Origin of the sequence: Streptomyces sp. NPDC004609, assembly GCF_042873655.1 — a bacterium.
Taxonomy (GTDB): domain Bacteria; phylum Actinomycetota; class Actinomycetes; order Streptomycetales; family Streptomycetaceae; genus Streptomyces.
Genome location: NZ_JBIALS010000025.1, coordinates 79,415 through 99,068, shown reverse-complemented (window position 1 = coordinate 99,068; position 19,654 = coordinate 79,415). Strand labels below are relative to the sequence as shown.

16 protein-coding genes are annotated in these 19,654 nt (G+C 71.6%); 3 read left to right on the top strand and 13 right to left on the bottom strand.

Features of this window, described 5'->3' with window-relative positions; genetic code table 11:
- Positions 1–542: 542 nt before the first annotated feature.
- Entirely contained in the window at positions 543–1,640 is a 1,098-nt protein-coding gene (gene dapC, locus ACFYT4_RS23905) for a succinyldiaminopimelate transaminase (RefSeq protein WP_389272493.1), read from the bottom strand.
- A 156-nt stretch (positions 1,641–1,796) separates the two neighbouring features.
- A complete protein-coding gene (gene fdxA / locus ACFYT4_RS23900) occupies positions 1,797–2,117 on the bottom strand; it encodes a ferredoxin (protein WP_018089397.1) in 321 nt (106 codons plus the stop codon).
- Between the two features lie 113 nt (positions 2,118–2,230).
- Between fdxA and ACFYT4_RS23895 the strand changes: the two genes are divergently transcribed.
- Both ACFYT4_RS23895 and ACFYT4_RS23890 read left to right on the top strand, forming a co-directional pair.
- Positions 2,231–3,235, top strand: a complete 1,005-nt coding sequence (locus ACFYT4_RS23895; RefSeq protein WP_389272490.1) for a GNAT family N-acetyltransferase — start codon at positions 2,231–2,233, stop codon at positions 3,233–3,235.
- A gap of 124 nt (positions 3,236–3,359) precedes the next feature.
- Complete coding sequence (locus ACFYT4_RS23890; RefSeq protein WP_389272487.1) at positions 3,360–4,190, top strand: tetratricopeptide repeat protein; 831 nt, start codon at positions 3,360–3,362, stop codon at positions 4,188–4,190.
- 338 nt (positions 4,191–4,528) lie between these two features.
- On the opposite strand, the gene ACFYT4_RS23885 is transcribed toward ACFYT4_RS23890, so the two are convergent.
- The 4 genes from ACFYT4_RS23885 to ACFYT4_RS23870 all read right to left on the bottom strand — a co-directional run bounded on the left by ACFYT4_RS23885 (position 4,529) and on the right by ACFYT4_RS23870 (position 8,584).
- On the bottom strand, positions 4,529–6,742 hold the full coding sequence (locus ACFYT4_RS23885; RefSeq protein ID WP_389272484.1) for a hypothetical protein: 2,214 nt from the start codon (positions 6,740–6,742) through the stop codon (positions 4,529–4,531).
- A gap of 236 nt (positions 6,743–6,978) precedes the next feature.
- On the bottom strand, positions 6,979–7,398 hold the full coding sequence (locus ACFYT4_RS23880) for a DUF6113 family protein (RefSeq protein ID WP_389272481.1): 420 nt from the start codon (positions 7,396–7,398) through the stop codon (positions 6,979–6,981).
- Positions 7,395–8,285 carry an N-acetyl-1-D-myo-inositol-2-amino-2-deoxy-alpha-D-glucopyranoside deacetylase gene (mshB, locus tag ACFYT4_RS23875; protein ID WP_389272478.1) on the bottom strand — a complete coding sequence of 297 codons (891 nt, stop codon included), beginning with the start codon at positions 8,283–8,285 and terminating at the stop codon, positions 7,395–7,397. Before mshB ends, ACFYT4_RS23880 begins: the two co-directional genes overlap by 4 nt.
- A 104-nt stretch (positions 8,286–8,389) precedes the next feature.
- On the bottom strand, positions 8,390–8,584 hold the full coding sequence (locus ACFYT4_RS23870; RefSeq protein ID WP_389272475.1) for a hypothetical protein: 195 nt from the start codon (positions 8,582–8,584) through the stop codon (positions 8,390–8,392).
- Between the two features lie 156 nt (positions 8,585–8,740).
- Between ACFYT4_RS23870 and ACFYT4_RS23865 the strand changes: the two genes are divergently transcribed.
- Positions 8,741–10,873 carry a prolyl oligopeptidase family serine peptidase gene (locus ACFYT4_RS23865; protein WP_389272472.1) on the top strand — a complete coding sequence of 711 codons (2,133 nt, stop codon included), beginning with the start codon at positions 8,741–8,743 and terminating at the stop codon, positions 10,871–10,873.
- 469 nt (positions 10,874–11,342) lie between these two features.
- Here the strand turns inward: ACFYT4_RS23865 and ACFYT4_RS23860 are convergent, their stop codons facing one another.
- The 7 genes from ACFYT4_RS23860 to ACFYT4_RS23830 all read right to left on the bottom strand — a co-directional run bounded on the left by ACFYT4_RS23860 (position 11,343) and on the right by ACFYT4_RS23830 (position 19,648).
- Positions 11,343–12,419 (bottom strand): ABC transporter ATP-binding protein, encoded by a 1,077-nt coding sequence (locus ACFYT4_RS23860; protein WP_389272469.1) that lies wholly within the window; start codon positions 12,417–12,419, stop codon positions 11,343–11,345.
- Positions 12,412–13,428, bottom strand: a complete 1,017-nt coding sequence (locus tag ACFYT4_RS23855; RefSeq protein ID WP_389272590.1) for an ABC transporter ATP-binding protein — start codon at positions 13,426–13,428, stop codon at positions 12,412–12,414. Before ACFYT4_RS23855 ends, ACFYT4_RS23860 begins: the two co-directional genes overlap by 8 nt.
- Positions 13,429–13,496: 68 nt before the next feature.
- Positions 13,497–14,489, bottom strand: coding sequence for an ABC transporter permease (locus tag ACFYT4_RS23850; RefSeq protein ID WP_389272466.1), 993 nt, complete (start codon positions 14,487–14,489; stop codon positions 13,497–13,499).
- Positions 14,482–15,405 carry an ABC transporter permease gene (locus ACFYT4_RS23845; protein ID WP_389272463.1) on the bottom strand — a complete coding sequence of 308 codons (924 nt, stop codon included), beginning with the start codon at positions 15,403–15,405 and terminating at the stop codon, positions 14,482–14,484. The genes ACFYT4_RS23850 and ACFYT4_RS23845 overlap by 8 nt, the downstream gene beginning before the upstream one ends.
- A 93-nt stretch (positions 15,406–15,498) precedes the next feature.
- On the bottom strand, positions 15,499–17,127 hold the full coding sequence (locus ACFYT4_RS23840; RefSeq protein ID WP_389272460.1) for an ABC transporter substrate-binding protein: 1,629 nt from the start codon (positions 17,125–17,127) through the stop codon (positions 15,499–15,501).
- Positions 17,128–17,326: 199 nt separating this feature from the next.
- A complete protein-coding gene (locus tag ACFYT4_RS23835; RefSeq protein ID WP_389272458.1) occupies positions 17,327–18,277 on the bottom strand; it encodes a GNAT family N-acetyltransferase in 951 nt (316 codons plus the stop codon).
- Between the two features lie 252 nt (positions 18,278–18,529).
- Complete coding sequence (locus ACFYT4_RS23830) at positions 18,530–19,648, bottom strand: ABC transporter ATP-binding protein (RefSeq protein WP_389272455.1); 1,119 nt, start codon at positions 19,646–19,648, stop codon at positions 18,530–18,532.
- Positions 19,649–19,654: the final 6 nt, after the last annotated feature.

The window sequence follows — 19,654 nt, the reverse complement described above, 5'->3', positions numbered from 1 at the left end:
GAGGGGGCCCCGGAGCAGCGCTCCGGGGCTCTGCTGTTTTTTGTGGTTCGTTCTCCCCCGGACGGAGTGGGGGACCCACCGGGGGCGTTTGGTGGGTGGTGGCGGTCGATCGTGCTGGGCCGGGTGGGCCGTGGGGACGTGGGCCGGACGGTGACCGACGCGCTCGGGTAGGCCGTGGGACCGCACTCCGGACAGTGACCGACGCGCTGTATTTTTTGTGGTTCCTTCTCCCCCAGACTCCGTCCGGGGGGACCCCCTCCGGGGGCCTTCAGTGTGTGTCGACGGTCGATCGTGCTCGACCACTCGTTCCTCGCGGCCTCCGCGCGCTCTCCCTTTCGACACCCACGGCCCCCTTCAGCTCACTCACCAGCCACAAGGGGTGAACGAAAAGGGGCGGAGGCGGCCAGAACCGGTGGGGACAGGCAGGGGCGACACCCACGGCCCCCTTCGGCTCACTCACCAAGCACAAGGGGTGAGCCAAAGGTGGAGCGGTCAGAACCGGGGTGGGGCGGGTGGGGGCGGCATACGCGGGGCCCCTCGGGTTAATCGCCGAGGCGCTTGACCGCGGCCTCGACACGTTCGTCGGTGGCGGTGAAGGCCACTCGGACGAAGCGCTTGCCGGCCGTGCCGTAGAAGTCGCCCGGGGCGACCAGGATGCCCAGCTCGGCCAGGTGGGCCACGGTGTCCCAGCACGGCTCGTCGCGGGTCGCCCACAGGTAGAGGCTGGCCTCGCTGTGCTCGATGCGGAAGCCGTGGCCCTCCAGGGCGGTGCGCAGGGCCGAGCGGCGGGCCGCGTACCGGACGCGCTGTTCCGTGACGTGGCTGTCGTCGCCGAGCGCGGCGATGGTCGCGGCCTGCACCGGCGCGGGGGTCATCATGCCGCCGTGCTTGCGGATCTGGAGCAGCTCGCCCAGGACGGACTCGTCACCGGCGATGAACGCGGCACGGTATCCGGCCAGATTGGACCGCTTGGACAGCGAGTGGACGGCGACGACGCCCTCGTACGAACCACCGCAGACGTCGGGGTGGAGCACGGAGACGGGCTCGGCCTCCCAGCCCAGTTCGAGATAGCACTCGTCGCTGAAGACGAGGACACCGTGCTCGCGCGCCCAGGCGACGACGCGGATCAGCTCGTCCTTGGCGAGTACCCGCCCCGTGGGGTTGGACGGTGAGTTCAGCCAGAGCAGCTTCAGCCCGTCGGGGTCCAGTTCCGTCGGGTCGGCGTAGTCGACGGCGCTCGCGCCGCAGAGCCGCGCGCCGACCTCGTACGTCGGATAGGCGAGCCGCGGATAGGCCACCCGGTCGCCGGGGCCGAGGCCCAGCTGGGTGGGCAGCCACGCCACCAGTTCCTTGGAGCCGACGACGGGCAGGACGTTCGTGTGCGCGACGTCGACCGCGCCGAGCCGCCGCTCCACCCAGCCGGTGAGCGCGTTCCGCAGCGCGACCGTGCCCCACACCGTCGGATAGCCGGGCGAGTCGGCGGCCTCCACGAGGGCCCGCTGGATCAGTTCGGGCACGGGGTCGACGGGGGTGCCGACGGAGAGGTCCACGATGCCGTCGGCGTGGGCCGAGGCCGTCGCCTTGTACGGCTCCAGCCTGTCCCAGGGAAAAACGGGAAGGCGCGAAGAGACTGCGGACACGGGCGTTCACTTTCTCCTGGGTGGAAGCGGTGCGGTACGGCGGTGTGCCGGGCCCCGCCGGGCGGAGGCTCCGCGCGGGACCGGGCGGGAAACAACTCGGTCCCGTACGGACGACGACGACCGTACGGGACCGGGAAGGACTGGCCGGCCGGCCGCCTACTGGTTCTGCGGCGGCAGGGCGGCGATGAAGGGGTGGTCGCGCTCGATGAGACCGAGCTTGGAGGCGCCTCCGGGCGAGCCAAGCTCATCGAAGAACTCGACGTTCGCCTTGTAGTAGTCCTTCCACTCCTCCGGGGTGTCGTCCTCGTAGAAGATCGCCTCGACGGGGCAGACCGGCTCACAGGCCCCACAGTCGACGCATTCGTCCGGGTGGATGTACAAGGACCGGGAGCCCTCGTAGATGCAGTCGACGGGGCACTCCTCGATGCACGCCTTGTCCTTGACGTCGACACAAGGCTGCGCGATGACGTAGGTCACGCTGTCGTTCCTCTCGATAGGGCTGGCATTGCGCGGGAGCGCGGCGTCGTCGATGCCCGCCCCTAGTATCTCCGTTCTTGGAGACGATCCGAACATGAGGGGCACGCAGAGCTGTGGAATTCACCGGCGCCGGACGCCTCGAAGTCCGTATTACACCCCTTGACGTGGGCAAACGAGTATCAATCAGACGTCTTGCCGACTCGGCGGCCGAGGGTGCGACGTTCACCGACACGGTCGGAGTTCTCACATCCTGGGACAAAGGTGTGCTGGTGATCACACGGCGCACCGGGGAGAGCGTCCGTATCCCGGAATCGTCACTGGTCGCGGGCAAGGTCGTCCCCGCCGCACCGGCCCGGCGGAGGGGGCCGGCGGCGGACTTCGCGGAGCTGGCGCGGGTGACCGCGCGCGCATGGCAGCCGGTGGAGAGCGAGCCGCTCGGGGAGTGGCTGCTGCGCGCGTCCTCCGGGTTCACCCGGCGCGCCAACTCCGCCCTTCCGCTCGGTGACCCGGGGCTGGCGCTGGACGCGGCGCTCGACCGGGTGCGTACGTGGTACGCGGACCGCTCCCTGCCCGCGTACATCCAGGCGGCGACCGGCGCGGCGGGCACCCAGGAGGTCCTGTGCGCGGAGCTGGAGTCACGCGGCTGGACGCGCGAGGTCTCGGCCGACGTACGGGTCGGGGGTCTGGCGCACATCGCCGATCTGGACGCCGACGCGGAGCGGGTGATCCTGGCGCGCTCCATCGACGAGCTGGGACGGGGGTGGCTGCTGCGGTACCAGCGCTCCGACGAGGTGGGACCGCAGGTGCTGAAGGTGCTGACGAGCGGGCCGTCCGTGTGGTTCGCGGCGGTCCCGGGGAGCGGTGAGGTGCCCGCCGCGATCGGCCGGTGCGTGGTCGACGGGCGCTGGGCGGGATTCATGGCGGTGGAGGTGGATCCGGCGTACCGCCGCCAGGGCCTGGCCACGGCCGTGATGACCGTGCTGGCCCGGCGGGCCCTGGACGAGGGCGCCTCGGCGGCCTGGCTCCAGGTGGAGGCGGGGAACAAGGGCGCGGACGCGCTCTACGCGGGCATGGGCTTCACGACCCATCACCACTACCACCACTACCGGGCGCCCTGATATCGCGCCCCGGGACCGGGCCGCCGTATCGGGACCCCGCGAATGGCGCGGTGCGGGGGCCGGAACGGGTGCGTGGGCGGGGGTGTGAGTGGACTGGCGGCGGGCGGGCGGGTACGAGTGGCCTATGCATGACGAATCAGCGGACCCCAGGAACCGGTTCGCGGAGGAGGCCCGTTCGGAGCGGCCCGATCTCTCCCTGCTCTGTCTGCTGGTGGGAGCGGTGGCGGACCCGTCGCTGGACGAGGCGGCGGTGGACGAGGCCCAGATCGAGCTGGACCGCCTCGCCGGGCTGCTCCCGTACGGGCTGCGGACCCCGCGCGCCTGGGCCTCGGCGGTGGCGGACCTGCTCGGCGAACGCTGCGCCTTCCGGGGCTCCCCCGGCGACTACCAGCGCCTGGAGTCCTCCCTGCTGCACGAGGTGCTCCGGCGCCGCCGGGGGCTGCCGATCCTGCTGTCGGTGGTCTGGGTGGAGGTGGCGAGGCGGGCGGGCGCGCCGGTGTACGGGGTGGCTCTGCCGGGCCACTTCGTGGTCGGCTTCGGCGCGCCGGAGGAGCAGGTGCTCGCGGACCCCTTCGCGGGCGGGCGGGTACTCACCGGGTCCGACGCGGCCCTGCTGGTGGCGGGCGCGACGGGGGCGCCTCTGGATCCGGCGATGCTCCAGCCCGCGACGCCGCTGGAGGTGGTCGTACGGATCCTGAACAACATCCGGGCCTGGGCGGCGGCCCGCCCCGAGCAGTCGGCCGTCGCCCTGTGGGCGGTCGAGCTGTCCCTGCTGCTGCCCTCCCATCCGGCGCGGCTGCGCTACGAACGGGCCCAACTGCTCGTCCAGCGCGGCGACTTCCTCACGGGCGCGGCGGAGCTGGACGCCTATGCGGAGGTCGTGGCGGCGGTCGAGCCGAGCACGGCGGAGGCGATCCGGGGGCGGGCGCGGGCCGCCCGGGCGATGCTGAACTGAGCGCGGGGTGGGCGACGGAAGCGGGTCCGGCCGCGGTGCGCCGGCGCGGGGTCCGTCGGCCCGGGACCGGTCAGTGGAGTCCGTCGGCGCGGGATGCGTTGGCGCGGTCCGTCGGTGCGGATTCGTCTGTGGGGGTCCGTTGGTGCGGATTCGTCTGTGGGGGTGGCGGGCCTCATGGGAGCTGGGACTCGCTCCCGGGACCGGGCGCTGGAAGCCCGGGGCATCGGTTCGGTGAGCGGGCGGTCCGGACGCGTACGGCGGGAGCCCCCGGCACTCGTGCGTGCGCAGGGGCTCCCGGGGCCGTAGGGTCCGGCGCGGGCTCCGGCCGTGGCTCGGGCTCAGCTCGGGTTCAGGTCGATGACGGCCGTACGCTCCTCGGGCGTCTTGCCGCGCAGCGCCGGGCCCATCACCTGGGCGACGTCGTCGGGGCCGACCTGGTGCTGCTTGCCGTCGCCCTTGGTGATCCGGATGCCGTCGAAGACCCCTTCGAGCAGCTCGTCGATCGCCTTCTTGTCGTAGACCTCGACGAGCTTCCCGTCGACGGGCTTCATCGAGAGGATCCTCGGCAGCGACCTGGCGGGGCCGAACTGGATGCTCTTGGCGCCCGCCTTGATGGTGATCCGGCCGGACATCGCGGGCTCCGCGAACTCCTTCATCGCCCGGGCGACCTCGGCCTGGTCGATGGTCGGCTGCCGGGCGGTGACGGGCAGTGCGAGAACCTTCGACGCGCCCGTCTCGACCTGCGCGCGGTACGCCTCCCGGACCAGCGCCACCGCCCGGCCGACGTCCAGCGCCTGGCCCGGCTTGCCCGGTACGGCGACGGCCTTGCCCGGTGTGAACGTGATCGTGCCCTCGACGGCGGAGCCGGAGGTACCCGCCAGATCGGTGAGCGCGACCCGCAGCTTCTCCTCGTCGACGAGCATCACCGGCTCGGCGACCCGCTCACCGCCGAAGAGGGAGCCGATCACGGAGACGGGGTTGTAGTCGCTGCCCGCCGCGTTGCGCACGGTGGTGTGGCTGTCCAGTCCGAGCCCTGCCTTCTCGGGCGTCAGCTCGGCCTTCCGGTCGCCGATCGACAGCTGGAGCGGTGCGGCGGCGCGCTTGCCGAGGGCGCCTTCCAGCTTGCTGGTCGCCTGGTCCCTGGTGCCGCCGCCGATGTCGACCCCGAGGACGGTGGTGCTCTTCGGGACGTCGGAGTGGTTCAGCAGCAGGCCCGCGCCGTACGCGACACCGAACAGGCCGATGACTCCTGCGCCGGCGATCACCAGCTTGGAGCGGCCCTTCCTGGCGGGCCCGGGGGGCGCGGGACGGGGCGCCGGCCGGTCGGCGGAGGCGGCGGGCGCGGGGCCCCCGGGCCCGCCGGAGCCGGGGAAGTCCCGCTCGCCGGACGGTGCCTGCGGGCCCGCCCCGGCGGGGAAGGGCGTCCGGGGATCCGGACGTACGACCGGTACACCGCTGGTGAGCGTGTCACCGGAGACATTGCCGCCGGTCCGGGGACCGGGTGCGGCTCCGGCGCCAGGCCCGGGACCGGGGCCCGGTGCGGCAGCGCCGCCGGATCCGGACGCGGGCTTCTGCGGGGTCAGTACGGCGGTGTCGTCCGACAGCCGCGGAGCCGCCGCGCCATGGGGGCCGGAACCGGGGGCCGTCGGTCCGGGAGCCGTCGGCGCTCCCGGAGCGTGGGCCTGCGGGGCACCCGGGGTGCGGTCGGGGCCCGGCGCCGGGACGGGCCGGTTCGCACCGGGCCTCGGCGCCACCGGCATGCTGCCGGTGGCCGGACCGGCGGTGGGCCCGGCCGGACCGCCCCGGCCGCTCTGTCCGCCCGGTGTGCGCACCCCCAGCGGAGGTGTGTGCGGACCGGGGGCGAATCCGTTGGGACCACCGTCCGGGGCCGGGGCCCGGTCGTCCCGCGCGAGATCGCTGAGGGAGCTGTGCGGCCGGTTCGGACCGGCGGGCTGCGGGGCGTCGGAGGCGAAGGGGGCGGAGGTGCCCGGCGGGGGGACCGCGCCGCCCGTCGGCGTACCGCCCGGCGGTGTGCCGGTCCCGCCGCCCGCGCCCGGGACCTTCAGCCCCGCCCCGTTCGTACCGGAGGACCTGCGGGGGGCGAACCAGTCGCTCGGGGACTTGTCCTTCTCCTCCTCCGCGGAATCGGCGGCGGGCTCGGTCGTCTGCCCGGACCCGACCACCGGCATGGCGGCCGTCCGCTCGCCCTCGGTCTCCGCGGCGCCCGGACGGACCGGCGCGGTCCCGGGGACACCGGGCGACGGCACGGACTGGACGGGCCCCATCGGCTTGCGCATCACCACGGGCGGGATCGGCCGCGACCCCGGGATGTTGATCCGGATCCGCGTGGTCAGCGTCGTCTCGGTCCTGGGCTCGGACCTGGCACCGTCCGGCTCCGGATCCTCGGAGGTATCGGCCGCCCCGCCCGGACCGTCCTGCCCCGGATGCAGCGACGGATACTGGCGTGATCCGTACGGCGGTGTCCCCGAGGGGTACACGGCTCCACCGTGCCCCTGGGGCCCGGAGGACGAACTGTCAGTTTCACGACTCAAAGCAGGATCTCCCGGTTGGCTTCGCCGCCCGCTTTTTCTGATAGCTCTTGCTGCTGAGGGCGGCTCGGCGGCGCGCACCACCATACTGTCCGCCACGGACACGCACCCCGCGACCGTGGAAAGCGCCATTTCCACCACCGCGCCCGCACGGCACGTCCTGGGACCCTCCACACTCCAGGGCGACCCACGATAGGGGTCCGCGGAACCGGCGGTCGGCCGGGGGTCCCACGGGTCCCTTATCTGTCAGGTCGGCCGGTTCCGCCGCCCGGTTGCGCCGGGCGCGCCATGGTGGCGCACATCACAGCGGCCACCACACCGCCGAGCATGAACGCGATCGGGCCGATCCCGGCGCCGAAGAGGGCGTCCCCCTCCGGGCGTCCGGTGCTGAGCAGGACGACGGTCACGAGCCAGCCGACGGCGGGCGCCACCACCGCGGCCTGGGTGCCGACCGCGCGCAGGGAGCCGTAGAACAGTCCGGCCGCCGCGAGGAGCGCGAGCAGCAAACCGCCGGGCGGCCAGGCGGCTTGGACCAGTGAGCCCGCCGTACCGACCACCGCGCCGAGGAGCAGAAGCCCGAGGTACGCGGCGATCCGGCCCGGCCCCGGGAGGGTGGGCGTCCTCGTCAGCCAGGACCCGGGGGTGCCGGACCCGCTCATCCCGGCACTCCGGCGAACAGGTCGTGCTCCCGCTCACCGGCCGGAACGCCCGGTTCGCCCTCGGCGAGCTGGTAGTACTCCGTCGCGAAGATCGGCTGTCCCCGCTCGTTGGAGAGGGCGAAGAAGTCGCCGTCGACGGCGATCTGGGTGGCGTGGGCGCGCATCGCCGCCGCCTTCCGGTGCGCGTACGCGGTGCCGTCGATCTCCGCGGTGATCTGCGAGTCGTCGACCACCCCGGGAAGGTCGCCGGTCTCCGCGACACCCGGGAAGGCGGACGCGCCCGAGGAGCGGAGGCGGGCGAAGCCCTCCTCCGCCACCGAGCGCGGCATCCGGGTCCAGTAGATCTTGGCGATGGTCCAGGGGTCGCCGAGGTCCCGGCGGAACGCCCGCTCGCCGGCCAGTTCGGCCGCGCGCATGGCGACCCGGTGGGCCTGGATGTGGTCGGGGTGCCCGTAACCGCCGTCGGGGTCGTAGGTCACCATGACCTGGGGGCGCACCGACCGGATGATCTCGACGAGATCGGGAGCGGCGTCGTCGACGGGCGTACGCCAGAACGCGTCCTCGCGGCGGTTCTGCTCGACGCCCATCATCCCGGAGTCGCGGTAACGCCCCTGGCCGCCGAGGAAGCGGTGGTCGGTGACGCCCAGCTCCTTCATCGCGGCGGCCAGCTCGCCCACGCGACGGGCGCCGAGGCGGTCGTCCCGGTCGGACGTGAGATGGGCGAGGTGCGGTGGAATGACCTCGCCCTCTTCCCCGAGGGTGCAGGTCACCAGCGTGACCCGGGCGCCGTCGGCGGCATACCGGGCCATCGTGGCGCCATTGGTGATCGACTCGTCGTCCGGGTGTGCGTGCACCAGGAGCAGACGACGGGTGGAAAGATCCTTCATAAAGGACAGCCTACGAGGCAAGGCCGTGCCGTCGGGCTGGAACGGGATGTCCCTTGGCCAAGAGTTCGCGGAAGGCCCCGGGGGTGGGGCGGGCGGGCCCGCCGTCAGAACTTGATGCCGCCGATCATTCCGGCGACGCTCGTCGTCAGTTGGGTGATCGTCGGCTCGACCGAGGAGCGGGCGAGATAGAACCCGAGCAACACACAGACCACCGCATGCCCGCCCTTGAGCCCGGACTTCCGGACCAGCAGGAAGACGACGATCGCCAGCAGCACCACCGCCGAAATCGAGAGTGCCACGGCGGTTCACCTCCATGGATATTCGTTAGGGACAGGCAGGTTGCATGTGCCGGAGAGTTCATACCCACCTTGCGCTACGGATCATAACTATCCGTACCAACGCATCAGTCGGTGCACGGCAGCACACGGGGGCGCACGACCGCTAGGTTCGGTCGCATGACCACGAGGATGCAGCTCTCCTTTCCGCGCCAGTACGCCAGGACCCAGCGCTTCACGCTCGGCGCACCGCGGTCCTTCACCGTGTCGCCGGACGGATCCCGGGTGATCTTCATCCGGTCCGCGTCCGGGACGGACCGGGCGGGCAGCCTCTGGGTCCTGGACACCGAAGGCGGCGGCGGGCGGCCCGGGGAGCGGCTCGCGGCCGATCCGCGGGTGCTGCTGGGCGGCGCCGGCGAGGAGTTGTCGGCCGGGGAGCGCGCACGGCGCGAGCGCAGCCGTGAGGGCTCGGAGGGCATCGTGGGCTACGCGGTGGACCGGGCGGCGGAGTTGGCGGCGTTCGCGCTCTCCGGGCGGCTGTTCACGGCGGAACTGCGGGCCGGGACCGCGCGTGAACTGCCCGCCCGGGGACCGGTGATCGACCCCCGGCCCTCCCCCGACGGCCGGTACATCGCGTATGCGGCACAGGGCGCGCTGCGGGTCACCGGCGCGGAGGGCGACGGCGACCGGGCTCTCGCCGAGCCCGACGGCGCGCATATCACGTACGGGATCGCGGAGTTCATCGCGGCGGAGGAGATGGGGCGGGCGGGCGGCTTCTGGTGGTCGCCGGAGTCGGACCGGCTGCTCGTCGCGCGGGTGGACGAGAGCGAGGTCCGGCGCTGGTGGATCTCCGACTCCGCGCATCCGGAGCGGGAGCCGCAGGAGCTGGCGTATCCGGCGGCCGGAACGCCGAACGCGGATGTGCGCCTCTTCCTGGTCACCCTTGGGGGTGAACGCACGGAGGTCTCCTGGGACCGGTCCCGCTACCCGTACCTCGCCCGGGTGCACTGGTCGGACGCGGGCGCCCCGCTGCTGCTCGTCCAAGCCCGCGATCAGCGGACCCAGCGGTGTCTGGCCGTGGACACGGCGACGGGCGCGACCCGGACCGTCCATGTCGACGAGGATCCGGTATGGCTGGATCTTTTCCCCGGAGTGCCGGCCTGGGCGCCCGACGGGCGGCTCGTCCGTATCGCCGACGAGGGCGGGGCGCGGGTCCTCACGGTCGCCGACCGCGCGCTCACCGGAGCCGCGCTCCAGCTGCGGGCCGTCCTCGACATCGGCGAGAACGACGTCCTGGTGTCGGCGGCGGCGGGCGAGGAGGCGGACGCGCCCGAGATCGGCGAGATCCATGTCTACCGGGTCAACGAACTGGGCGTCGAACGGATCTCGGAGGGACCGGGGATCCACTCCGCTGTGCGCTCCGGCCCGGTGACGGTGCTCGCGTCCTCCCGCACGGACTCCAGTGGGGCGACCGTGCAGGTCCTGCGCGACGGCAAGCAGATCGCCGTCGTCACCTCGCACGCCGAGCGGCCCGTGCTGACGGCCCGGCCCCGGCTGTGCGAGGCGGGCGGGCGCCGGATTCCGTGCGCGGTGCTGCTGCCGTCCGGGTACCAGGAGTCGGACGGGCCGCTTCCGGTACTGATGGATCCGTACGCCGGACCGCACGGCCAGCGTGTCTACGCCTCGCAGAACTCCCATCTCACCTCGCAGTGGTTCGCCGACCAGGGCTTCGCCGTGGTGGTCGCGGACGGGCGGGGGTCGCCGGGGCGCTCCCCCGGCTGGGAGAAGGAGATCAAGGGCAACTTCCCGCTGACCCTCGACGACCAGATCGACGCGCTGCACGCGCTGGCGCCCTCCTTTCCGCTGGACCTCGGGCGGGTGGGCATCCGTGGCTGGTCGTACGGGGGCTACCTCGCCGCGCTCGCGGTGCTGCGGCGGCCCGATGTCTTCCACGCGGGGATCGCGGGGGCGCCGGTGACCGACTTCCGCCTGTACGACACCCACTACACCGAGCGGTATCTCGGCGATCCCCGGGAGCGGCCGGAGGTCTACGCGATGAACTCCCTGGTGACGGAGGACGGACTCACGGAGCCGGAGAATCCGTCACGGCCGCTGATGATCATCCACGGGCTGGCGGACGACAATGTGGTGATGGCGCACAGTCTGCGGTTGTCCTCGGCGTTGCTGGCGGCGGGGCGGGAGCACGAGGTGCTGCCGCTGAGCGGGGTGACGCATATGACTCCGCAGGAGCAGGTGGCGGAGAATCTGCTGCGGGTGCAGGTGGGGTTTCTGCGGAGGGTGCTGGTGGCGTAGGCCGTTGCGGAAGGTTTGTCCGGCCGGGGTGCGGTTGCCCCGGGCGGGGGGCGGCCGGGTGCCGTTGCCCGGGCAGGGCGCGCCTGCCGGGGTCGGCCCGCCCGTGGCCCGGGTCCGACCCCAAACGCCGGACGGGCTGGTCCTTGTGCTCCCCGCCGCCTCACGACACGTGCCCGCGCCCCGTGCACAGGTCCGTCCCCAAACGCCGGACGGGCTGGGTGGAGCCGGACAGGCCCGGTGGGCCGGGAGCGGGCGGGCGGGGACGGGAGCGGGCGGGCGGGGACGGGAGCGGGCGGGCGGGGACGGGCCGGGTGGGTTCGGTGGGTGGAGCCGGCCGGGGCGCTTGGGAGGGCCCCGGCCGGGATACGGCACCCGCACGGCCGTACAACGGATCAGCCTGCACGGTATGTATATCGGGATCGCGACGGGCGTATTGCCTGCGCGTAACAGAGGGTGGCGGGAGCGGGGATCACCCGCCGTCCTCCGGGCCCGGCACCACGTGCTTCTCCTCCGCGAAGTGGCAGGCCGACGGATGCCGCGCCGGGCCCTTCGCCGACCGGAACTCCGCCGGGACCGCCAGCAGCGGCACCTCCAGCTCGCACCGCTCCCGTGCCTTCCAGCAGCGGGTGCGGAAGCGGCAGCCGGAGGGGATGTTCGCGGGCGAGGGCACATCGCCGTGCAGGATGATCCGCTCGCGGTGCTCGCGGGCCTCCGGATCCGGTACGGGGACCGCCGACAGCAGTGCCTGGGTGTACGGGTGCGTGGGGTGGTCGTAGATCTCCTCGTCGCGTCCCAGCTCCACCACGCGGCCCAGATACATGACGCCGACCCGGTCGGAGATGTGCCGCACGATCGACAGATCGTGGGCGATAAACACATAGGTGAGGCCGAAGTCGCTCTGGAGCCGGTCGAGGAGATTGACGACCTGCGCCTGGACGGAGACGTCGAGCGCGGAGACGGGTTCGTCGGCGACGATGATCTCCGGCCGGAGCGCGAGCCCGCGCGCGATGCCGATGCGCTGGCGCTGCCCGCCGCTGAACTGGTGCGGATAGCGGTTGATGTACTCGGGGTTGAGACCCACCACGTCCAGCAGTTCCTGCACCTTGCGCCGCCGGCTGCCCTTGGGCGCGGCCTCGGGGTGGATCTCGTACGGCTCACCGATGATGTCGCCGACGGTCATCCTCGGGTTGAGCGAGGTGTACGGGTCCTGGAACACCATCTGGATGTTGCGGCGGACGGCCTTCAGGGCCCGCCCGGACAGCCGGGTGATGTCCTCGCCCTTGTAGCGGATGGTTCCGGCGGTGGGCCGTTCCAGCTGGACGATCAGCTTCGCGAGGGTGGACTTGCCGCAGCCGGACTCGCCGACGATGCCGAGGGTCTCCCCCGCGATCAGGTCGAGATCGACGCCGTCGACGGCCTTGACCGCGCCCACCTGCTTCTTGAAGACGATGCCCTGGGTGAGGGGGTAGTGCTTCACCAGGTCGCGTACTTCGAGGATCGCCTCGCCCGTCGTCACGGGCCGCTCCTCGGTCGTCGCCTCAGTCACGGGGGCCCTCCTCGGCGGTGTCGCGCGGCGGCTCCTCGCCGCTCAGCGTCTCCCGCCAGAAGTGGCAGGCGCTGCGGCGCTGCGGTGACACCTCGTACAGCGGCGGTTCGTCGGTGCGGCACACGTCCCGTGCCAGGGGGCAGCGCGGGTGGAAGGCGCAGCCGGACGGGATCTGCATCAGATTCGGCGGCAGGCCCTTGATGGCGTACAGCGCCCGCCCCTTCTGGTCCAGGCGCGGGATCGACTCCAGGAGGCCGCGGGTGTAGGGGTGGGCGGGCGCCTTGTAGATGTCGTGGACGGGGGCGGTCTCCACGATCCGGCCCGCGTACATCACGGCGATGGTGTCGGCGACGTCGGCGACGACGCCGAGGTCGTGGGTGATGAGGGTCAGGCCCATGCGCAGTTCGCTCTGGAGCGCGGCGAGCAGCTCCATCACCTGGGCCTGGACGGTGACGTCGAGCGCGGTCGTCGGCTCGTCGGCGATGATCAGGGCCGGTTCCAGGGCGAGCGCCATGGCGATCATGATGCGCTGGCGCATACCGCCGGAGAACTGGTGCGGATAGTCCCCGACCCGCTGCCGGGCGGCGGGGATGCCGACCCGTTCCATCAGATCGACGGCGCGGGCGCGGGCGTCCTTCTTCGACATGCCGCGGTGGACGGTGAACATCTCGGAGAGCTGGGCGCCGACGCTGAGGACCGGGTTCAGCGAGGACAGGGCGTCCTGGAAGATCATGGCCATCTCGGCCCCGCGGACCTTGCGCCGCTCCTCCTCCTTGAGCTTCAGCAGGTCCCGCCCCCGGAAGAGGACCTCGCCGCCGGTGATCCTGCCCGGCGGGGTGTCGAGGATGCCCATGACCGCCTGGGCGGTGACGGACTTCCCGGAGCCGGATTCGCCGAGGACGGCGAGCGTCTGGCCGGCGGAGACGGTGTAGCCGACGCCGTTGACGGCCTTGGCGATCCCGTCCCTGGTACGGAACTCCACCTGGAGGTCCCGGACGTCGAGCAGCACGGCGGAGCCGTCCGGTGCGGTGTCCGCCGGGCTGTCGGCGGGAGTGGCGGTGCTCATGGGCGGGCTCCTCAGCGCAGCTTGGGGTCGAGGGCGTCGCGCACCGCGTCGCCGAGCATGATGAACGCGAGCACCGTGATCGCCAGCGCACCGGCCGGCCAGAGCAGCATGTGCGGGGCGTTGCGGATATAGGGGGAGGCGGCGGAGATGTCGATGCCCCAGGAGACGGTCGGGGGTTTGAGGCCGACTCCGAGATACGACAGCGTCGCCTCCAGGGAGATGTAGGTGCCCAGGGCGATGGTCGCGACGACGATGACGGGCGCGACCGCGTTGGGCGCGATGTGCCGCAGCAGCATCCTGGTGGGGGACGCGCCGAGCGCGCGGGCGGCCTGGACGTAGTCGTTCTGTTTGACGGTGATGACCGAACCGCGGGCGATCCGGGAGATCTGCGGCCAGCCGAGCAGCACCATGAAGCCGATGACGGGCCAGACGGTGGTGCTGGTGACGACGGAGAGCAGCACCAGTCCGCCGAGGACGACCGGGATGCCGAAGAAGACGTCGGTGAGCCGGGAGACGGACGCGTCCCATCCGCGGCCGAAGAAGCCGGCGAGTCCGCCGAGGACGGAGCCGAGGATCGCGACGCCCAGGGAGGCGCAGACGCCGACGGTGACCGAGGCGCGGGCCCCGTACACGGTCCGCGTGTAGACGTCGCAGCCCTGTCCGTCGAATCCGAAGGGGTGGCCGGGCTGCGAGCCCTGCTGGGCCTTGGCGAGATCGCAGCTGAGCGGGTTGCCCGAGGCGATGAGCTGCGGCCAGATGGCGATGATCACCAGGAAGAGGATGATCAGGCCGGAGACGAGGAAGACGGGGTTGCGGCGCAGATCGTGCCAGGCGTCGGACCAGAGGCTGCGGGGTTTGCCCGCAGGGCCGGTGCCGAGGGGGCCTCCCGGGGCGCCTGACGGGCGCTGTTCCAGCGTCTCGCCCTCGGAGGTGGCGAGGTCCATCGCGCCGCCCGCGCCGGTCGGCGCGATCGCTCCCCCGTCGTTGTAGTCGGGCTCAGGCATAGCGGATCCTCGGGTCGAGTACGGCGTACAACAGGTCCACCAGCAGATTCGCCACCAGGAACACCAGGACGAGGACGGTCACGAAGCCGACGACGGTCTGGGTGTTCTGGCGGACGATGCCCTGGTAGAGCTGGTAGCCGACGCCATGGATGTTGAAGATGCGCTCGGTGACGATGGCTCCGCCCATCAGCGCGCCGATGTCGGTGCCGATGAAGGTGACCACCGGGATGAGCGAGTTGCGCAGCAGATGGCGGGTGACCACCCGGCTGCGGGGAAGCCCCTTGGCCTTGGCGGTGCGGACGTAGTCGGAGCGGGCGTTCTCGGCGATCGAGGTCCGGGTGAGCCGGGTGACGTACGCGAGGGAGACGGAGGCGAGCACCAGGCCGGGGACGATCAGTTCGCCGAAGGGGGCCTCGGGTGAGACGGCGGGCTTGATGACACCCCATTCGACGCCGAGCAGCAGTTGGAGGAGCAGGCCGGTGACGAAGGTCGGCACGGAGATGACGACGAGGGTCAGCAGCAGGACCCCGGTGTCGACGGGGCGTCCGCGCTTGAGGCCGGTGAGCACTCCGAGGGTGATGCCGATGACGATCTCGAAGAGGATCGCGACGAGGGTGAGCCGGATGGTGACCGGGAAGGCGTCGGCCATCAGCTCGGTGACCGGCTGGCCGTTGAAGGCGGTGCCGAAGTCCCCGGTGAAGACATGGCCCATGTAGGTCAGGTACTGCTGCCATACGGGCTTGTCGAGGCCGAACTCCTTGCGGAGCTGGGCGGTCGTCGCCGGGTCGCACTGCCGCTGGCCGCACAGGCCCGCGATGGGGTCGCCCATCACGTTGACCATCAGAAAGATCAGCAGGGTGGCGCCGAAGAAGACCGGGATCATCTGGAGCAGGCGCCTGATCACATAACGTCCCATGAAGGGCTCCGGGGGGTCGTGGGCACTCGGGGGCGTCCGGTGGAAGCGGTGCGGCCCGGCGCGCGGGGTGCGCCGGGCCGTCGTCCGGTGCCGTCAGCCGACCGTGATCTGGTTGTAGACCGGGACGCTGAAGGGGTTGAGCGAGACGTTCGAGATCCGCTGGGAGTACCCGGCGCTGCCGTTCTGGTACCAGAGCGGGATGGCCGCCATCTGGTCGCGTACGACTTCCTCGGCCTTCTGGAACGTCTCGACGGCCTTGGCGGTGTCGGTCTCGGCGTTGGCCTGGTCGACGAGCTTGTCGAAGTCCTTGTTGCTCCACTTGCCGTCGTTGGAGGAGGCGTTGGTGTAGTAGAGCGGCTGGAGGAAGTTCTGGATCAGGGGGTAGTCCATCTGCCAGCCCGCGCGGAAGGGGCCGGGCATCTTGGACTGGGTGATCCGGTTGCGGAAGTCGGCGAAGGTGCCGATGGGGTTGCCGACGCACGCGCGGTCGTTGCCGAGCGCGTTGTTGATGCTGTTGCAGACGGCGTCGACCCATTCCTTGTGGGAGCCGGTGTCCGCGTTGTACGTGAGTTTCATCGTGCCGCCGGGAATGCCACCGCCCTCGGTGACCAGCTTCTTGGCCTCGGCCGGGTTGTACTCGCAGGCGCTGCCGCAGAGCGTGTCGCTGAAGCCGCCGTCCTTGCCGAGGACGGGCGAGGTCCAGTCCTTGGCGGGGGTGCGGGTCTTCTGGAAGATCGTGTCGGTGATCTGCTGACGGTTGATCGCCATCGACAGTCCGGTACGGACCTTGTGGCCGTCGGGTGTGTTCCACGCGGGGTCGTAGAAGGGGAAGGCGAGGGTCTGGATGATGCCGGCGGGGGTGTTGATGTAGCGGTCGCCGAGGTCGGCCTTCACATTCTTGAGCTGGGAGGCGGGTACGTCGTCGACGAGGTCGAGGTTGCCCGCGACGAGGTCCGTGTAGGCGGTGTTGTTGTCGGTGTAGACCTTGAGGTCGACCCCGTCGTTCCGGGCCTTGTCGTCCCCCATGTACCCGTCCCACGTGCGCAGGGACATCTTCGAGCCCTTGGTGTACGAGTCGACGGTGTACGGGCCGTTGCCGATGGGCCGGGAGAGCCAGGCGGCGTGGTTGTCGTAGAACGCCGTGGGCAGCGGGGCGAAGGCGGCGTAGCCGAGGGTGTCGGGCCAGGTGGAGAACTTCTGGGTGAGTTTCACGGTGAAGGTGCGGTCGCCCGTGACCTTCAGGCCCGACATGCTCTGGGCGGTCGGCTGCCCGCTGTCGGGGTGGACCTGGGAGTAGCCCTCGATATAGCCGAAGAAGTAGGCGTTCTTCTGGTTGTTCTTGAGGTTGGCGCCGTAGTTCCAGGCGTCCACGAAGGACTTGGCGGTGATCTTCTCGCCGTTGCTGAAGGTCCAGCCGTCCTTGACCGTGATGGTGAAGTTGGTCGAGTCGGTGGTCTCGATCTTCTCGGCGAGCATGTCCCGGGCCTCGCCGGTCTTGGGGTCGTACCGTTTGAGACCGCGGAAGAGCATGTCGAGGACCTTGCCGCCCTGTACCTCGTTGGTGTTGGCGGGCTCCAGGGGGTTCTGCGGGTCCCCCCAGGAGGAGCTCACGATTCCGCCGGCGCCGCTGCCGCCGTCTCCGCCGCCCCCTCCACAGGCGGTCGCCGTGAGGGCGACCGCCATCGCGCATGCGGCCCATGTGGCGTGCGTGGCTCCACGCATGAACTGCCTCCTCGGTCCTGAGTCCTACGTAGGACCGAATATCACCCCATAATGGGGTAATCCGCATGTCAGCTCACCCGTCCGGAGGAGTCGGCGGTCGCTCCGGGTGATACAGGCACCGCCGGCGGAACCGAGGACCGCGCCCCGGAAGGCGCCGTCACCCTCCCGGCGGCGCCGGCCCACCCGGACGGCGTCGGTCTCAGACCCCGGAGACCGGAACCGTGACCTCCCAGGTGTCCACCGCGAAGTGGCACGCCATGCCGTGCGATGCGTACAGCCTCAGCGCGCCCGTCTCGTTCCCGGTGTCCACGCCGAGGCCGACGGTGTCGCGGCCGAGGCCCGCGTACACGGCGAACGCGTGGCGCAGCAGATATCCGGCGATGCCCCGGCCGCGCGCCTCCTCGCGTACGCCGAGATTGCGGATCCAGCCCATCGAGGCGCGGTCGTTCCTCGTCAGCATCACGGCCGCGTCGCCCTCCGGACCCGCCGGTCCGCCGAGGGAGGCGATCCACACCAGGGACCAGTCGAACGCGGGGCCCAGGTCGTCCAGCCACTGGCGGTACGTACGGGACTGATGGTCGAAGTGCCCGGCGAACGTCTCCTCGACCAGCTCATGGGCGCGTCTGCGGTCGGCCTCGTCCCGGCAGTCCCGCAGGGTGAGGCCCGGCGGCGGCGCGGGGACGGGGTCGGCGGCCCGGTCCACGGGGCGGCTCATGACGTGGTAGCGGCGTACGGTACGCCAGCCGCGCCGGGTGAGCAGGGCGGTGTCGAGGGTGGGCCGGACATTGAGGTTCAGATGGACGACGGCCCGGTCCGCGCCGTTGTGCCCGGCCCGCTCGGCGGCCCGGGCCTCCATCAGTTCGAGCAGATGGGCGGCGGCGGGCTGGTGTCCGGGCAGGACGTACTGGTCGATGTCGATGCGCTCGCCGCCGGAGTCGTCCCAGAGCAGCCCGTACGCGACCAGTTCGCCGCCCTGGAACCCGAGCCAGGAGTTACGGGGAAGGTCGGCCTCGGGGTGGTTCAGCTCGGTCTCCACCTGGTGCAGATCGGTCTCCGGGCGGCCCACCTCGATGGTGTCGACGGCGTTGAGCAGCGCGCAGACGGCCGGGGCGTCGTCGGTCGTGGCGGGGCGGACTCTGAGGTCATCCATCGCATCACTGTCCGGGGAGCGGTCCGGGCGCCGCAACACGTTTTCCCGTGGCCGTGCGCGGGCCGCGCGCACCGGGGAATCCGGGACCAGCAGGGCACCGCACGCCCGGCAGCGGACCCGGCACCCGGAATGGGACATCCGGGAAAACAGCACGCGGTAAGGGGGGTTCAGACAGGGCAAGGCCCCGGACACCGGGACGGCGTCCGGGGCCCGGGGCATCGGCCCGGTGGTCCGGCCGGAGCCGGACGAACCTCAGTCCTCGGCGTCGTGCCGCTCCTCCAGCGCCGCGAGCGCCGGGTCGAGGATGACGTCCTCGGTACGCTCCGTCGTCGGCTCCTCCGGGAAGTGACAGGCGGTCAGATGCCCCTCGCGATTGCCGGAGACCCGCACCAGCGGCGGCTCGTCCGTCGCGCACTTGTCCTGTGCCTTCCAGCAGCGGGTGCGGAACCTGCAGCCCGACGGCGGCATGATCGGCGAGGGGACGTCGCCGGAGAGCCGGATCCGCTCCTTCTTCCCGCTGTCCACGTCCGCCTCGGGCACGGCCGACAGCAGCGCGTGGGTGTACGGGTGGCGCGGCCGGCTGTAGAGGGAGTCGCGGTCGGCGATCTCGACGATCTTGCCCAGGTACATCACGGCGACACGCTGCGAGAAGTGCCGTACGACCGCGAGGTCGTGGGCGATGAAGAGGAAGGCGATGCCCATCTCTTCCTGGACCTTCTGGAGCAGATTGACGACCTGCGCCTGGATCGACACGTCCAGCGCGGAGACCGGCTCGTCCGCGACGATCAGCTTCGGCTGGAGCGCGAGCGCGCGCGCCACCCCGATGCGCTGGCGCTGGCCGCCGGAGAACTCGTGCGGGAAGCGGTTGAAGTGCTCGGGGTTGAGGCCCACGATCTCCAGCAGCTCGCGCACCTTGTGGTCCCGCCCGCCGGGCGGGTTGATGCCGTTGACCTCCATCGGGCTCTTGATGATGGTGCCGACGGTCTGGCGGGGGTTCAGCGACGAGTAGGGGTCCTGGAAGATCATCTGGATCTCGGACCGGATCGGCGCCAGCTGCCCGCGCCCGGCGTGGGTGATGTCCTGCCCGGCGTACGTGATCTTCCCGCCGGTGGGCTCCAGCAGCCGGGTGACCAGCCGTCCGGTGGTCGACTTGCCGCAGCCGGACTCGCCGACGAGGCCGAGGCTCTCCCCGCCGAACACGCTCAGATCGACCCCGTCCACCGCCTTGACCGCGCCGACCTTGCGCTTGATGGGGAACCCGCCGTAGATCGGGAAGTGCATCTTCAGGTCCTCGACCCGGAGCAGCGGCTCGCCCCGGTCGGTCCCCGTGCCGGAGCCCTGCTGCTTCGGCAGAGTGACGTTCTCGCTCATGTCTCT